This is a genomic window from Burkholderia singularis, assembly GCF_900176645.1.
Classification (GTDB): Bacteria; Pseudomonadota; Gammaproteobacteria; order Burkholderiales; family Burkholderiaceae; genus Burkholderia; species Burkholderia singularis.
In genome coordinates this window covers 1-14852 of record NZ_FXAN01000117.1, presented here as the reverse complement: position 1 = coordinate 14852, position 14852 = coordinate 1, and the positions used below count along the sequence as shown (strand labels likewise).

The following is a 14852-nucleotide window of genomic DNA, read 5'->3' as shown; positions in this document are numbered from 1 at the left end:
TCCGATCACATCGCCGGCTGATCACCGTCCGAACAGGGTGGGGGAATTTTACTTCGACACTTCTGGGGAAATTACGTCCGACGTTGACAGACTGCCGCCATGATTCGATACGATGATGCCATCCGCACCGTAATCGCATGCGATACGTGCATCAGATGGAGCAAGAATGCCTTTGACGACGAGATTGCCTCGTCATTAACGACCGATTTCCATGAAGTGCTTCCACGTCAGATGTCCTAGATCCGAGGAAACGATCCGCGACCAGGATGACGATGCGACTTTTCTCGTAAGCATAGCGGTACGCAACATCGGAAAACCGCCAGGGCGGAGGTGGTTCAGTTATACGTGCGCGGCAGGCATGTGACGCAGGGCCAGCCGGTTCGTGAACTCAGGGGTTTCCAGCGGATAGCACTGAACCCCGGGGAGACCGGAGTAGTGAAGTAATGCCCTGAAGCGCGAATGATCCCGACACGCGCTCATCCGGACAACAATGTGCTGCCCCATAGACGCCCGCCCGATACTTCCAGGCGAAGCAGCGGTGCCGAAGCAGACATAGAGTACGAGCACCCACTCTCGCCATCGCCGAAAGGCCAACTTCTACCGCGCACGGCCGATTTGATCCGTGGCTTTTTGCGTATACACAAGCGTATACATAAGGGAAGTTAATATAACTTATCATTTAAATTCAATAGTTTATTAATTTCATTCGAGTCCTCTCCTGGCACCAGTTGTTTTGAAAAAGCCGGCTTTCAGCCGGCTTTTTCATTTTCGCTTTCCGTTGCGAAAACCAAAGCGAGCTGATTGACGGATTCGCGACATCCGGCGAACGCGCCCGCATACGCGTGCCTCGATCGCACCTCGAAGCCGGGCAGCCGGCACATCGTCGGGACGGCCCGCTGCCCGGCCCCGGCTTCAGACGCCGTTCCAGCGCTTCGCCGCGCTCGCGACACGCTCGCCCAGCAATTCGGCCGTCTTTCGATCGCTTTCGAGAATCGCTTCGCCGCCTTGGTCGGCATTCGCCTGCGCCATGGCGCCCAGGAATGAACCGAGCCGGTTCAGATCGTTGACCGAACCCGTGCTGCTGTTGTTGCCGGGCATCAAACCGAGGCTGACCCACAGCATTTGGTGCTGAGCCGCGAAGACGGCAAGCTGCTGCAGCGTCGCGAGCTTATCGCCGCTTTGCGACGCGGACACCGTGAAGCCGGCCGCCAGCTTGTCGCGCCATTTGCCCCAATACTTGGACGACGCGTCCATGAAACCCTTGAACTGCGCGGAAGCGCTGCCCATGTAGGTCGGCGAGCCGAAGATGATCGCTTTGGCATCGCGCTCCAGGTACTCCCAGTGTTCATCAATCGCCTCGACAGAAATCAGCTTGGCCGATGCACCGTCGACTTTTTCGACTCCACGAGCGACCGCTTCCGCGATGACGGCAGCGTGGCCATAGCCACTATGGAACACCACTGCGATTTCAGACATGAAAACTCCTCTCCAGTTGCGATGGACTGCTAAAAGTTACTTTGATGGTAACAGAAAATCGTCCGTCCAATAACATCGTTTGAACACGTCACATGCATTACGCCCGCCGCGGCTGCGGCCTGCGACACGAAGCGCCCACGCTCGCCGAGCGAGCCGTCAACCGCCAATACAACAGCGGCAATGTGCATCGGTCCGTGACGTCCGCTTGTCTGCGTTCGCGTGTCAACGTAGCGCGGCACTTCGCACACGTCGACAATAATTCTGCTGACGGCGAACTTGAACTGGCTCGTAGGAAATTCGCTTGTTCTTTCCCGGAGGCAATGCTTCAATCGAGATCAGCCAACCGTCTCGCGCACGACGAATCCGGCACGCACTGCGTCGCCTTTTTTCACCGTCGGACAAATCGCGCAAAAATAGTTGACAGAACCTTCAATCACGCTATAATGACTGTCTTTCGCGATGCAGCAAGCGAAACGTGCCCAGGTGGCGGAATTGGTAGACGCACTAGGTTCAGGTCCTAGCGGTGGCAACACCGTGGAGGTTCGAGTCCTCTCCTGGGCACCAACATAGGGTCCAACGCGATCCACTGAAGTCCAAAGAAGCCCCGAAAACCCCCGAGTTTCCGGGGTTTTCTGTTTTCTGGCATCCACTGAGAACCACCCCTAGCCAGCCTCCAAGTAGTACATTAGCCAGTACATTGAAAGTTCGAGTTCGTTACCAATGTACTAAGAGCGTTGGCATGCCGCTAACCGTCAAGGAAGTTGACGCTGCAAAGCCGCCGACCAGAGAGTACGCACTCAAGGATCGAGACGGCCTTTTTCTCTTCGTAGCCCAAACTGGCATCAAGAGTTGGCACTTCCGCTACAGCTTCGCCAAGAAGCAGCGACGCATTTCGTTTGGCACATATCCTGATATATCACTGCAACGCGCACGCGAACTCACTGGAGTAGCACGTCCCGCCCGCAGAGGCAGAGGCAAACTATTACAGGCAACCCAGAAATGCTGCTGACGTGCCTGCATTAACTTAAACCAACCGGCCTCCACGAGCGATGATGGCTGAAAAATATGACAGGACAACGCGCAGTCAGCTTAAATCCACCGTTATTAACAAAACCGATCCCGGCACCAATTCCGGTCGATTTATGACAATCACCCCATTTGCCGGGATTGAACCATTAATCGCGGGAGAGCTGGTTAATGCCTCAAAAGATAATCCGCTAAGAGTGGAATTATCCTTCCCCAATATCCAATCGAAATTTGCCTGATAATTTTTATATCTCAAAGACGGTGGAACTGTCAAATTCAATATAAGCCCATTATTATCTTGATAATTTTGCTGCTGCGGGGGAGTGTCCGCAGCCGAAAATTGGGTGCCGTTTCCGATATTATCATCATTAATATTATTTAATGTACTCGGATTTTCAGATCCATAGTAAATGTTCGAATCTACATTATTTGCATCGGATTTTGTGTCTGGAATGTATTGCTTGTAAGTTGTTTTCCAATTTTTTACGTAATTTTTATTGATTTGATAATTTGAAATTAAAATTTTAATTGTTCTTTTTTTACCGCTAGTTACATCGATATCAGTTCCAGCCAGTACCGTGTAACCAAGTGTATCCTGCCCCGTGTTTGATGCAGAAATATCCGAGACCGAAAACTTCGACGTGACGGCTGCCAAACGGAATGGTGTCTTCCTTAATTGGTTGAAAGCCACAAATGCCTTTCCGGCAAAAGTATATGTCTTTTCCGCATTAAACAGACCAAGATGCATTCCATCAAATCGATAAAAATATGATTTGTCTATCTGCGCATCCTGCATATAAGTCAACGCCGAAGAAATGTACGCTGCATTAAATGCAGTCTGCGCAGCGGCCACACTTTCCATTGTGACAAGTGGCGTAATATTCCATTCTGTCAGATACGATTCAGTAGAATTAAATCCGTAGGAATTTAATTTATCCCGAAGCATTTTACCAATAACATAGTAATCGTACGGGTCCGAAGTAGTATCACCATATCGATGCCACGCCAAAAAATCAATTTTTAATTTGTTATTTTTTGCATATTTTAAGAATTCATCGACAGTAATTCGAGTTGCATCTGTCTCAATAGCATTGGCAAACCCGGGGCTCCCGATCTTGGCAGTACTATCGGTCTGCTTGACGGCTTTAAAGACAGCGGAGTAAAGAGAATAAAATTCTGCAGGCGTTCCTGAAAAAAAGGAAGCACCAAGATCCGGTTCATTAAATAACTCCCATCGCTTAATTGGCTTAGGCAAGCCGACGGACTTATAGTTAACGCCATATCGAGCGACCAGCGCTTTCACGACCGAAACGAAATTACTGAGATCCTTCCCGCTAGTTGGATATTTATTGCTTGCCCCAAGCGACCTTCCGATTCGAAAAAGAAGCTCACCATTATTTATATTTTGCATATTTGTTTTTATATAATTATCAGTCGGAAGCCAGTTTAATTTATCTACATTGGCAATATCTAAAGCAATCACCCTCTTATTTGACATATCCGAAATCAGTTTTTGCGCAAACGATGCATTTTGCGATGGCGTCGAATATACTGGCTGATTAACGTTACTAGCATTTGTTTTCCCATCTAGATCCCCTGGCCCAAACCAATCATGAACCCTCACATCCGACACTCCGAGATTATTAAATTCATTATTTAGGTCCGGATAGCCAGGGAAGATGGGCTTTACACTTCCATTCCCTCCATTGAGGAATTTTATATTTTTCTGAAGCGGATGAGACTGAAGATATACATTAATTGTGCGCGAAGCCGATTGCGAAAAAGCCGAGCCGCTATATTTTAGGCTCATCATCGCCAGACTTGACGCCAAAGTAGTACCAACAAACTTTCTTCTTGAGATTGTCATATATTTCACCTTGATAATCAGTTTTCGAAAAAATAATTCAACCTTCTGCGACGGAAGAAAATCTTGCTCCTCTTGACCCATCGGGCAATTTGCGGAAAAGCTGAATCGCCCAACTCCTGCGGCGCGGCAATTTTAATCAGTTGTCGCCAATGCTAACTGCCGGATTTCTGGTGTTACTAACTAAATTCACAACGGCATGGCAAACTCATACAGATAAGACGAAAACAACGAGAATTGTTGATTCTCGGGTTCTCCGCTCATGATATCGCCCCCTCCTGATTTGTAAGGAAATAAGACGTAAACGAACTGCTACGAGCCGTAGTGACCTCGACCTAATTTTCCTCCATTAGTCAACACTCCTTCGCATCCGGTCGCTTTTCTCCGAAGCGAAGTACCTCCATGCGATTACTGGCGTTCAACGCACCCGACACGAGCGCGATATCAGTTCACCCCGACCGCGCTCCACGCACGCGCGACCGTCGCGCTTTCGGCCGAGTTCGCGCCATACAGGTCGTTCGCCGCCTGGATCGACGCACGCCGCGCGTTCGGGTAGCTCGAGTTGGCATTCAGGTATACGGTCGGCGTCCGGTACCAGATCTTGCCGGCCTTTTCGCGGCCCAACCCGCTGAAAGTCGTGTCGCCGTTGCATACCAGTTGTGCCCTCGACAGGCCAGTGTCGGTTGACGGCACCGTCGGACCTTCGGCCAGCAGGTAGAAGAAACGGTTGCCCACCCCTGACGGGTAATGCGGATTGTGGCGCGGATTCGACCACGAGAAGCCGCCGGACGGGTAATAGCTGAACGACAGATTGTCGATATCCTGCTTGTACATCTTGCGCAGGCCACCGCTTACCACACGCGCACCGACCACGTAGTTGCCGGGATCGGTCTGGTTGTTCGCGTAGAACTTCACGAGCGTGCCGAAAATGTCGGACGTAGATTCGTTCAGACCGCCCGCGTCGCCCGAATAGTTCAGGTTGGCGGTGGCCTCGGTCACGCCGTGGCTCATCTCGTGTCCGGCGACGTCAACCGACACGACAGGTTTCAACACATTGGAGCCCGGTTCGCCGTCGCCGTATGCCATTGCGCGCGACGGCAACCACGCCGCGTTCGCGCCGGTTGCTCCCCCACTTGGGGTGCGGAACAAGACGTGCGCGTAGTTCTTCACGCCGCGGCCGTCGTTGAAGATGCCGTTGCGGTTGTGCGTGGTCTTGTAGTAGTCCCAAGTCAACGCGAGCCCGTAGTCGATGTCCGCCGCGACGGTCTGCCGGTCGGTGGTCGTGTTGTTGCCCCACACGTTCGTGCTGCTCGTGAAGATCGGCAGGTCGGACGCTTGCTCGACTTCGTCTGAGGTGAGACCGCGGCCATCGTAGACCGAGCCGCCGCCGCGGCTCGGATCGAGCATCCGGTACGCGTTCGTGCCGGTCTGGTCCGTCGTAAACTTCAGGTTGCCGTAGTACAGCGAGCGGCCAGTGCCGGTCGCGGCGGCGGTCTTGACCAGGTCCTGGGCGTCGGGCACGGTGCCGGTGCGCGCATCGACGTAGTACAGCACCGCATCGCCGTGCGTCCCGGTCGCCTTGCCGTGGACGCGCACCGCGTAGGCGAGCGTCGGCGTGACGTCGCGTGCGAACACGACGAGTTCCGCGCCGTCGACGCGCCGCACGTCCGAATCGAAACGCGCGGCCGCGATCTGCCTGGCGCGCGTCGGGCCTATGTCGGGGGCGTTGCGTACCACGGCGCGGCTCCCGACCTTGCCGATCGTGCCGGCGAGATTGATCGGCGCGAGTTGCGTCACGCTGGCCTGCTTCAACTGCCCGTTGCTCGAATGGACGACCACGTCGCCGCCTATCACCGGGAGGCCCGCATGGAAGCGATCGAAGCGCACGTGCTCGGTGTCGTCGGGATCGACGATCACGTCACGCACCTGGAACTGATCGCCGTCGGTCGGTGCGGCTGCTTGCGGCCCCGCGAAATTCAACGCGCGGGCGGTGCCGCCAACTGTGAGACGAAAAGCAGACGGGTTTTGCTGGATCAGTTGTAGCGCCTTATCGACGGCGGCCGGCTGGTTGCCGGCTTGGGCAAAAGCACCGAGACTCGCGACGGTAATCCCGATGACGGGAAACAAACCAGACAGCTTCTTCATGTAATCCCCCGGGCTATGAAAGGACGATATTCGAGGAATGAATCAAATAAAAACCGTTACGAAGATAATTCTTATTAGTGCAGATTCATGCCAGATTGACGCTTGCCTTATTGCAATAAATTTGAGATGGCGTTATGCACACCCATTTAAATTTAACTAAAAACTGATGCCATAAAAAATCTTTTAGAATTATTAACCATGGATTCTTTACCCCCTCCTAATATATTAAGGCGAATTTGTGGATTAAACGGTACTTTCTAAATCGGTGTAGAAGATCAGATTTCCCAATGCTCTGCCTTCCCTAAGGAGCTGGACCTGCAAAATAAGTCATGCGTCCGTGAGCTGGAACAAATCGAATTTTGATCGGGATGCGACCCACTGCGATTCGACCTGTTGATTCAACGTTGCTCGTGAACTGACAACTCGCATGAAGCGCGTCGCGGGCGGCAAACAAGCAGTACAACTCGATGGGTTTGATGCCCATCTGAACAATCGCGCGCTGCAACCAGCGCAGGTTGAAGTCTGTCGCACACAACACGACGTGCCGCGCGTCGCCGCTCGCGCCTTTCAGCCAGCAACGGCGCAATCCATGATCGGCCTTGACGTGCCCGATCACGAGCTCGACGACCTGCCGGCGCCTGAGCCATTTACGCTGCCGCGCGCTCAGCGTCTTGTACTTGCCGCGATCAATCAGCTTGGTCGACGCGATCTCGGCATCGACGCCCCGATAGCCCAAATCGTTGAGCACGGCGACCGGCTTTGGATGACCGGATACGGTCTCCAGCAAGAGACGCGTCTGCTCGACTTGCCCGGCCAGTGTGAGGCCGTCATAGGGGTTCCCGGGGACGATTCGTGCACCGACGATCAGGCCGCTCTGCTCCGGTTGGTATTGCTTCCCATGGGCGTAGCCGCCAGCGCGGCGGCGCAGTTGCTTGCCTTCACGCTCGTAGGTCTGCTTGAGCACGAGTCCGGCGCGTTGCGCAAGCATCTCCAGCTTCGCCCGTGCCACTTCCAACAGCCGGCTGTCGGTCGGTAACGCGACCGCCCTCTCTTGCACCGTGGTATCGACGATCATGCCTGTGAACTCGTTCGGCGCGACCGCCTTCTTGTCTATCGCGGCCGCGATGGTCGTCCCGAGCAGTTCCTCGACGCCCGCCTCGCCCAACGGCTGGTGGAACCGCCGCGGATTGGTCGAATTGGTCTCACCTCGATTCAAGTGGCTAAAGTGTCCATTAAACTGAGGTAAGACAAGTCAGTGTCTGCCGAATGGCAGTGAAACCAGCGTACTACAACATGAGCAGTCGCTCCGCATTGGTGCGGCCGATCTTGATTCGATCGTTCTCGCTAATCAGCGCGCGATCGAACCATTCGCTTGCGGTCACCATGCTCTCATAGGGATAATCCGCCGAGAACAGCAAGCGATCGACGCCGATCTCGCTGATTGTGTTCAGCAAGCCTTTCGTATGAAAGTGGCCGCTCGTCGTCACGTAGAAGTTCTTGCCGAAGTACTCGCTCACTGGACGCTGTGCGCGGCCGAGACCCGTCCCGTCACGCTGCATGTATAGACGATGCTCGAGACGCGGCAGCATCAGCGGCAGGCCTTCGCCAAGGTGGCCCAGGATCACGGTCAGGTTCGGGTAGCGGTCGAACAGCCCGCTCAACATCAGCCGAATCGCATGCGTCGCCGTTTCGTGCGCGAACCCCCACGCCGAGCCAACGAGCGACGCGTACCCCTCATAGATGCGCCGCTGGTGTGGCAGCGGTTCGCGCGGATGCAGATAGACCGGCACGTCGAGTTGGGCGACGCACTCCCAGAACTCCCAGATTGGCGCTTCGTCCAGATACTGCGCAGTGTCGGCGTTTCCGATATTCGTATAGCCGTTCACCAGTGCGCCTTTCATCCCGAGCGTCTTCACTGCGCGCTCGAGTTCGTCCGCCGCGTCGCGCGGCGATTGCAGCGCGACCGTCGCGAACGCGTGCAGACGACCGGCATGGCGCGACGTGAAATGCTCGGCGATCTCGTCGTTCGTGCGCCTGGCGAAATCGATGGCCTGCGCGCGGTCGAGAATGGACTGTGCCCCCGGCGACGTGAGAGACAGGACGGCCGCATCGATACCGCAACGGTCCATCTCGGCGATGCGCCTATCGGCATCCAGCAGCCGGGCATCGACGTCTTGCATATACGCTTTGCCATTGCGAGCGGCCTCGCCCGAGGCGTCCCACAGCGTATTGTTGCGTTTTGTCGTCAGGTGTTCCTCAAGAACGATCTTGCCTTTCATTGCTGCGCTCCCGTGCTCAGTGTGATGTGCTTGAATTCCATGAAATCGTCGATGGCCGCAGCACCGTTGAGCCGGCCGAGACCCGACTGCCGATAACCGCCTTCCTCGAATTCGTCGTAGACCTTCGCCCAATCGTTGATCCAGACCGTGCCGGCCTGCAATGCGCGCGCGACGCGCATCGAACGCTGCACGTCGCGCGTCCATACCGCGGCGGCAAGGCCGTATTCGCTGTCGTTGGCCAGCGCGATCGCCTCTTCTTCCGTATCGAACACCTGCAGCGTCATCACCGGGCCGAACGTCTCCTTCTGTACGATGTCGAGCTTCGAATCGGTGACTTCGAGCAGCGTCGGACGATAGAACGCACCACCTGCAAGCTCTTCTTCGTCCACAGGGCCGCCGCGAAGCAGCACTTTCGCGCCCGCCGCGATCGCCCGTTCGACAGTCTGGTCGACGCGCGCGACATTAGCTCGATCGATCAACGGCCCCATATCGCTGCGCGGATCCGCCGCAGGCCCGACACGCACCGCAGCAAGGCGCGCGGCGAAACGCGTGCGTACCGCGTCCGCCACGTTACGCTGCACGAGCAGGCGCGACCCCGTCATGCAGAATTGCCCTGCGAACACCGTGAGCGACTTTTCGAAAACAGGCAACGCACCGTCCAGGTCGACGTCGTCGAACACGACGTGCGGCGTCTTGCCGCCGAGCTCCAGGCCGAAGCGCTTCAGGCGCTGCGCGCCTGCGGCCGAGATCGCGCGGCCCGTTGCGGTCGATCCCGTGAAACTGATGACGGGCACGTCGGGAGACGCGACGAGGTATTTCGCGCCGTCCGCCCCCGATTCGCTGAACATGTTGATGACGCCGCGGGGCAGCGACGGCGCCTCCGATATCACCTTCGCGACGAGCGCGTTGATTTGTGCCGTCTGTCCCGGCATCTTCACGACAGCGGTTGCACCGGCCGCAAGTGCGGGCGCGAGCGAACGCACCATCAGCACGACGGGCGAGTTCCACGGCACGATGATGCCGGCGACGCCCATCGGCTCGCGCAGCACGAGCGATACGACATCCGGACGCGGCGTGCCGCCATGCGCGCGTTCCGCGCGTGCGAGTGCCGCGTAGTAGCGCAGCTTCGACGGCACCATCTCGACTTCGAATCGTGCTTCCGGTTTGATCTTGCCGTTTTCGAGCGAAAGCAGGTCGACCAACGCATCGGTGTGCCGTTCGAATGCAAGGGCAAGTTCCCCCAGCACTTTCGCGCGCAATTCCGCATCGCGCTTCCAGGACGTGCGATCGAACTCGCGCAACGCCGCAGTGACGGCAGCACGCGCTTCAGCTTCGCCGCCGTCGGCGTAGCGGCCGATTACGGCACCCGTAGCCGGGTCGAACGAATCGCGATGAGCGGGCGAGTCGACCCATTCTCCGTCGATCCAGTGCAATGCACGAGTGGTGGAAATCATATGTTCTCCGGGGGATCAAACGTATCGACGTGCGATATGCTCGGCCGTCGCGATCGTCGTGATGTTGGTGGCCACCGAAATTGCGTCCGGAAAGATCGACGCATCGACGACGCGCAGGTTGCGCACACCATGCACGCGAGCGTCGAGATCGACCACGGCGTGCGGATCGCCCGCGACGCCCATCGGTGCGGTCGAAGTCGGGTGATGGTACGTATCGACAGTCGACTTGACCGAGGCGAGAATCTGCTCGTCCGTCGCTGCGCCAGGGCCGGGATTCAGTTCCGTGTGCACGAGACCCGACAGCGGTGCGGTACTGCCGATGCGCCGCGCCAGCTTGATACCCTCGAGGAGCCGCGCGCGATCCTGCTCGTCGGCGAGGAAATTCAGATCGATGATGGGTGCCTCGTCGGGCTTGCGGCTCGCGAGCTTCACGCTGCCGACCGACAACGGGCGGGTCAGCGCGACCGCGAGCACAAACCCCACTTTGGTCGGGCTTTGATCGTGTGGAAACAGGTGGGTCGCCGTGATATGCAAATCGAGGTCGCCGAGTTGCGCGGACGAGCTGTGCGTCCACAGGAACGCACCGATCACGGGCGACTGATCGCCGATCTTGTCGGGACGCGCGGCATACGCGTTGTAGTAGAACGGGTGGTCCTTCAGGCGTTGCCCGACCGGCAGATTCGCCACCTCCGGGATCGACAGCGCATGCAGGTCCGCGCCCGGCCCGATGCCCGAGCGCAACAGGATCGCGGCGCTGCCGTAGCTGCCTGCGCTCAGGATCACTTCGTTCGCGTGGATTTCCTCGCCGCTCGCAAGCCGCACGCCAATGGCGCGGTCCCGATCGAACAACACGCGATCGACCAGCGCGCCGCCGCGGATCTGCAGGTTCTTTCGGGCCCGCACGTCGTTGGTCAGATAGGCAATTCCCGTGTTGACCCGCACGCCGTTGACGATGTTCATCGAATACGGGCCGACACCGTTCGCGTCGGGCCCGTCGAAGTCGTCGATCACGCGGTAGCCGTTTGCAACCGTCGCGTCGACGAACGCGCGCTGCATCGGCGTGATGTCCTCGCGAGTCAGCTGTCGCACTGGCAGCGGGCCGGCGTGGCCGTGCAATGCCGAACTGCCGCTGTCGCGGCTCTCCAGTCGCTTGAACGACGGCAGCATGTCCGCATACGACCAGCCGGGCAGGTTCCAGTTCTTCAGATCCTGATCGCGCGCTCGGATTGCCACAGCGCCGTTGATCGCGGAACTGCCGCCGAGCACCTTGCCGCGCAACGCCCGGATCGGGTGATCGATGTAGCCTGTCTGCGTCCGGTAGCCCCAATCATGGCTGGCGTCGCCGCCGACGATGTCGCTGCTCGCGATCACGTGCGGGTAATCCCATGCGGCGTAATTGTGGCCGGCCTCGAGCAGCAATACGTTGCGGCCGGCCTTTTCGCTCAGGCGCGCGGCCATCACGGCACCCGCCGAGCCGCCGCCGACGATCAGTACGTCGATCGTGCGCCTGCTGTTGGGGGCTTGCCGTCGGGGCGACTCGGCGGCAGGAGCTGACGCCGCGCTCGCTTCTCCGCCGACCAGAGAGCCGACGGCGAGCACCACCGAATGCGCGGCGGTCTGCGCGAGCATCGTGCGGCGCGCCGGGTGTTGTAGGGTATTGTTATTGTCTTTCATGATCGTAGGTTGCGTGGTGAGGATTGGAGTAGATTACGAATCGCGGCCACGCGCGCATAGGTGGCGGCCGACGAACCCGGCGTTCGGTTTTTCAGAACGCCGCGTGCGGCCGCGCCCCCGTGCCGTGCGTGCGGCACACGCGAATCGCCGCTACACGTGGCCGTTGCGCGGCAGGATGCCGCATTCGATGAGCGCTGCGTCCCAGCTTGCTGGCTGCCCGATCTCGTCGGTCAGAAACTCGATCAGCGCTTGAATCCTGGGCGGCGTTCGAATCGCTTTCCTGTAGAGCGCGGAGATCTGCCCGCCCGACGGCATGTACCCGGACAGCACCGGCACGAGTTCGCCCGCGAGTAACGCATCGGCTGCGAGGAAGGTAGGGAGGATCGCGAGGCCGAGGCCGGCCAGCGTGCTCGAGAGCAATTGATATCCTGAATCGGTTCGCATGCGGATTCGGATCCTGAACGACTGCTGCACGCCGTCGAGCGGCAGGCTCCACATCCCGTTGGGCTCGCGGTTCAGATAGATCAGCCCGTCGTGCTGCAACAGGTCGCTGGGATGCACGGGCACGCCGCGCCGCGCGAGATACGCCGGGCTGGCGCAGATCACATGGTGATTGGTGGTAAGCGTACGTGCGACAAGATTGGAATCGGCAAGCTTGCCGATGCGTATCGCAACGTCGAAATGGCCGTTCTGCAAATTGGACAGACGGTCTTCCGCCTCGATATCTACGCAAAGCGCGGGATAATTTGCCGAAAACCGCGCCATCAGCGGCGCAAGACGATGCGTAACGAACGTGGACGGCACCGCGAGCTTCAACGTGCCGCGCAGGCTCGCGTCGGCGTCGCGCACGGCTTCTTCGATTCGTTCGAGTTCCTGAAGGAGCTGCTTCGATTGCTCGAAGAATCCGCGTCCGGGTTCGGTCAGCTGCAGCTGGCGGCCGCGTCTGAGCAACGTACAGCCGAGCCGTTTCTCGAGCTGCTGGATGCGCTGGCTGATGATCGACTTGGTCGTGCCGATGCGGCGCGCGGCTTCGGAGAAGCTGCCCGATTCGACCACGGCCACGAACGTGCTCATGTCGGAGAATTTGTTCATGTTCCAGACCGAAAGCATGCGATCGGCCGGTGCACGTTCCGCGCGGCCAATCGCGCACCGAGCATAGACGAACTCATGTCGGCCATTGCTCGAACAGGGTGGTCTCCGACGTCAGGCAAAGCGCTCGCGCAGAAACCGGATGCCTTCGTCCAACGCGCGCTCACCCAGCGAATGGTTCGCCTTGTCCTTGAAGAACTGGATGAAGCCGTGCGCCTGCCCTTCGTAGACCGTGACGGATGCAGGTGTGCCCGCGCTATTCAGGCGATCGGAATACGCAACGTTTTCGTCGCGCAGCGGATCGAGTTCGCCGACCTGGACCAGCGCGTGCGGCAAACCCGCGTGATTTCCCTCGAGCGGCGAAAGCAGCGGCACATACGGGCTGGTTCCTGTCGGCACATAGCACGCAAGCACGTTGCGCATCACTTCCCGGGTCGGAAAATTCGAAGCACCCAGCTCGGCCCACGACTGTGTATCCGTCCTCAGGCTCACCGACGGATACATCAACCACTGCCCGACCAGTATCGGTCCGTCGCGATCGCGCGCAAGTATCGCGGCCGCCGTGGACAGGGTCGCGCCGGCACTGTCGCCGCAAATGACGATCCGCCGCGAATCGCCGCCGAACTCGGTCACGTTGCGTGCCGCCCATTGCGGCACGGCGTATACGTCCTCGAGGCCAGCCGGAAACGGGTATTCGGGGGCCAGCCGATAGTCGACGGAAATGACCAGCGCAGGCGTGCGGACGGCGATCGCCCGCACAAGCACGTCGTGCGTGTCGAGGTCGCCGGACACGAATCCGCCGCCGTGTACGAACAGGACGGTCGGAAGCATCGGCTCGGCTTGCGGGCCGCCTGGATGGTAGATGCGCACGGGAATCTTCCGTGCGGAATCCGGGGCGGGCACGTCGACCGCGAGCACACGATCGACCTCGTCGGGCTTACCGGCCGACGGAATCATCGCGCGATACGACGTGCGCATCTCGTTCGCGAACGCGGCAAGGTCATCGGCGACGCGCACCGACGCGCCCGCGCTCGGCTCGATGACGTGATGAGCAGCGAACGAAGCGAGGCGCGATTTTTTGAACAGATTCCACGGGAACATGCATTCACTCCTGGTAGTGCGGATTCGATGGCCCGCGAGCACCGTAACTGACAGTCTTTCCCGACTTCGCATCAACGATGCATCGCGCTGATCCGTCGTTCAGGCGAACGACAGCACGTCGGATACCGGCTTGCGCGGCTTCTGCGGCCAGTTTCCGGAGGACGGATAGCCGACCGTGACAAGCATGACCGGAACGTCCGTCGGTGCGAGACCGAAAGCATCGGCGACGCCCTGCGGGTTGAACCCGATCATCGGACCGGACGCAAGACCCATGCCCTGAGCAGCCAGCATCAGCGTCATCGCCGCCAGCGACCCAGAGCGAATTGCTTCGTCGCGCTGGAACGTCAGATTGTCCTGATACATGTTGCGCGCCGCGCCAACCCATCCGTTGTACAGGCCTTCGTCGATGATTCCGGCATTCAGCGTCGGCTTCAGCGCGTCGGCAAGCGTCAGGTGCGGATCGAGCGTGCCGCACACGATGAAGGTGACCGCTGCATCCGCCACCTTCTGCTGCCCGAACGCGAGCGGAAGCAGGCGCGCTTTCGCATCATCGCTGCGCACGGCGACGAACTTCCAGTTTTGCAGGTTGAACGCGGACGGCGCACGGGTGGCGAGTTCGATCAGCTCGCTGATCTGCGGGTCCGACAATTTTCGACCGGTGTCGTACCGGTTCGCCGAGATACGCGACTTGATCACTTCAGAGATGTTTGACACTTGCCGGCTCCTTTCGTCTTGCGGGGGGGG

The 14852-nt window shown here is 58.5% G+C and carries 10 protein-coding genes, 1 tRNA gene and 3 pseudogenes; 3 read left to right on the top strand and 11 right to left on the bottom strand.

The features are described 5' to 3' along the window. Positions 1–48: 48 nt before the first annotated feature. Positions 49–177 (bottom strand): annotated as a pseudogene (locus BSIN_RS26660) (alpha-hydroxy-acid oxidizing protein); the annotation flags it as partial. A 153-nt stretch (positions 178–330) separates the two neighbouring features. Between BSIN_RS26660 and BSIN_RS23520 the strand changes: the two are divergent. Beyond that, entirely contained in the window at positions 331–444 is a 114-nt protein-coding gene (locus BSIN_RS23520) for a fibronectin type III-like domain-contianing protein (protein WP_089342208.1), read from the top strand. Positions 445–912: 468 nt separating this feature from the next. Here BSIN_RS23520 and BSIN_RS23515 read toward each other — a convergent pair whose 3' ends face one another. Beyond that, the gene (locus BSIN_RS23515; RefSeq protein ID WP_089342207.1) at positions 913–1476 is read right to left on the bottom strand and encodes a flavodoxin family protein; all 564 of its coding nucleotides are present in this window, start codon (positions 1474–1476) and stop codon (positions 913–915) included. Between the two features lie 477 nt (positions 1477–1953). Here BSIN_RS23515 and BSIN_RS23510 point away from each other — a divergent pair. Next, positions 1954–2040: transfer RNA gene (locus BSIN_RS23510), tRNA-Leu, on the top strand. 175 nt (positions 2041–2215) lie between these two features. After that, positions 2216–2410 (top strand): annotated as a pseudogene (locus tag BSIN_RS26655) (Arm DNA-binding domain-containing protein); the annotation flags it as partial. A gap of 150 nt (positions 2411–2560) precedes the next feature. Here BSIN_RS26655 and BSIN_RS23500 read toward each other — a convergent pair. The 9 genes and pseudogenes from BSIN_RS23500 to BSIN_RS23460 all read right to left on the bottom strand — a co-directional run bounded on the left by BSIN_RS23500 (position 2561) and on the right by BSIN_RS23460 (position 14822). Continuing rightward, on the bottom strand, positions 2561–4450 hold the full coding sequence (locus BSIN_RS23500; protein WP_089342205.1) for a GH39 family glycosyl hydrolase: 1890 nt from the start codon (positions 4448–4450) through the stop codon (positions 2561–2563). 360 nt (positions 4451–4810) lie between these two features. Then, on the bottom strand, positions 4811–6511 hold the full coding sequence (locus tag BSIN_RS23495) for a M4 family metallopeptidase (RefSeq protein ID WP_089342204.1): 1701 nt from the start codon (positions 6509–6511) through the stop codon (positions 4811–4813). 490 nt (positions 6512–7001) lie between these two features. Then, a pseudogene (locus BSIN_RS23490) lies at positions 7002–7691 on the bottom strand (transposase family protein); the annotation flags it as partial. A 106-nt stretch (positions 7692–7797) separates the two neighbouring features. Beyond that, positions 7798–8790, bottom strand: a complete 993-nt coding sequence (locus BSIN_RS23485) for an amidohydrolase family protein (RefSeq protein ID WP_089342202.1) — start codon at positions 8788–8790, stop codon at positions 7798–7800. Further along, positions 8787–10244, bottom strand: coding sequence for an aldehyde dehydrogenase family protein (locus BSIN_RS23480; protein ID WP_089342201.1), 1458 nt, complete (start codon positions 10242–10244; stop codon positions 8787–8789). Before BSIN_RS23480 ends, BSIN_RS23485 begins: the two co-directional genes overlap by 4 nt. A gap of 15 nt (positions 10245–10259) precedes the next feature. Continuing rightward, complete coding sequence (locus BSIN_RS23475; protein ID WP_089342200.1) at positions 10260–11918, bottom strand: GMC family oxidoreductase; 1659 nt, start codon at positions 11916–11918, stop codon at positions 10260–10262. A gap of 150 nt (positions 11919–12068) precedes the next feature. Beyond that, the gene (locus tag BSIN_RS23470) at positions 12069–13010 is read right to left on the bottom strand and encodes a LysR family transcriptional regulator (protein WP_089342210.1); all 942 of its coding nucleotides are present in this window, start codon (positions 13008–13010) and stop codon (positions 12069–12071) included. Between the two features lie 111 nt (positions 13011–13121). Continuing rightward, a complete protein-coding gene (locus tag BSIN_RS23465; protein ID WP_256583983.1) occupies positions 13122–14108 on the bottom strand; it encodes an alpha/beta hydrolase in 987 nt (328 codons plus the stop codon). 99 nt (positions 14109–14207) lie between these two features. Further along, positions 14208–14822 (bottom strand): nitroreductase family protein, encoded by a 615-nt coding sequence (locus BSIN_RS23460; protein ID WP_089342199.1) that lies wholly within the window; start codon positions 14820–14822, stop codon positions 14208–14210. Between the last annotated feature and the right edge of the window lie 30 nt (positions 14823–14852).

What these genes read in the sequence shown, in the direction of transcription:
- BSIN_RS23495 (WP_089342204.1), bottom strand. Translation starts at nt 6,511, where the DNA reads ATGAAGAAGCTGTCTGGTTTGTTTCCCGTCATCGGGATTACCGTCGCG.
- BSIN_RS23465 (WP_256583983.1), bottom strand. Translation starts at nt 14,108, where the DNA reads ATGTTCCCGTGGAATCTGTTCAAAAAATCGCGCCTCGCTTCGTTCGCT.
- BSIN_RS23475 (WP_089342200.1), bottom strand. Translation starts at nt 11,918, where the DNA reads ATGAAAGACAATAACAATACCCTACAACACCCGGCGCGCCGCACGATG.
- BSIN_RS23500 (WP_089342205.1), bottom strand. Translation starts at nt 4,450, where the DNA reads ATGGGTCAAGAGGAGCAAGATTTTCTTCCGTCGCAGAAGGTTGAATTA.
- BSIN_RS23480 (WP_089342201.1), bottom strand. Translation starts at nt 10,244, where the DNA reads ATGATTTCCACCACTCGTGCATTGCACTGGATCGACGGAGAATGGGTC.
- BSIN_RS23485 (WP_089342202.1), bottom strand. Translation starts at nt 8,790, where the DNA reads ATGAAAGGCAAGATCGTTCTTGAGGAACACCTGACGACAAAACGCAAC.
- BSIN_RS23515 (WP_089342207.1), bottom strand. Translation starts at nt 1,476, where the DNA reads ATGTCTGAAATCGCAGTGGTGTTCCATAGTGGCTATGGCCACGCTGCC.
- BSIN_RS23470 (WP_089342210.1), bottom strand. Translation starts at nt 13,010, where the DNA reads ATGAACAAATTCTCCGACATGAGCACGTTCGTGGCCGTGGTCGAATCG.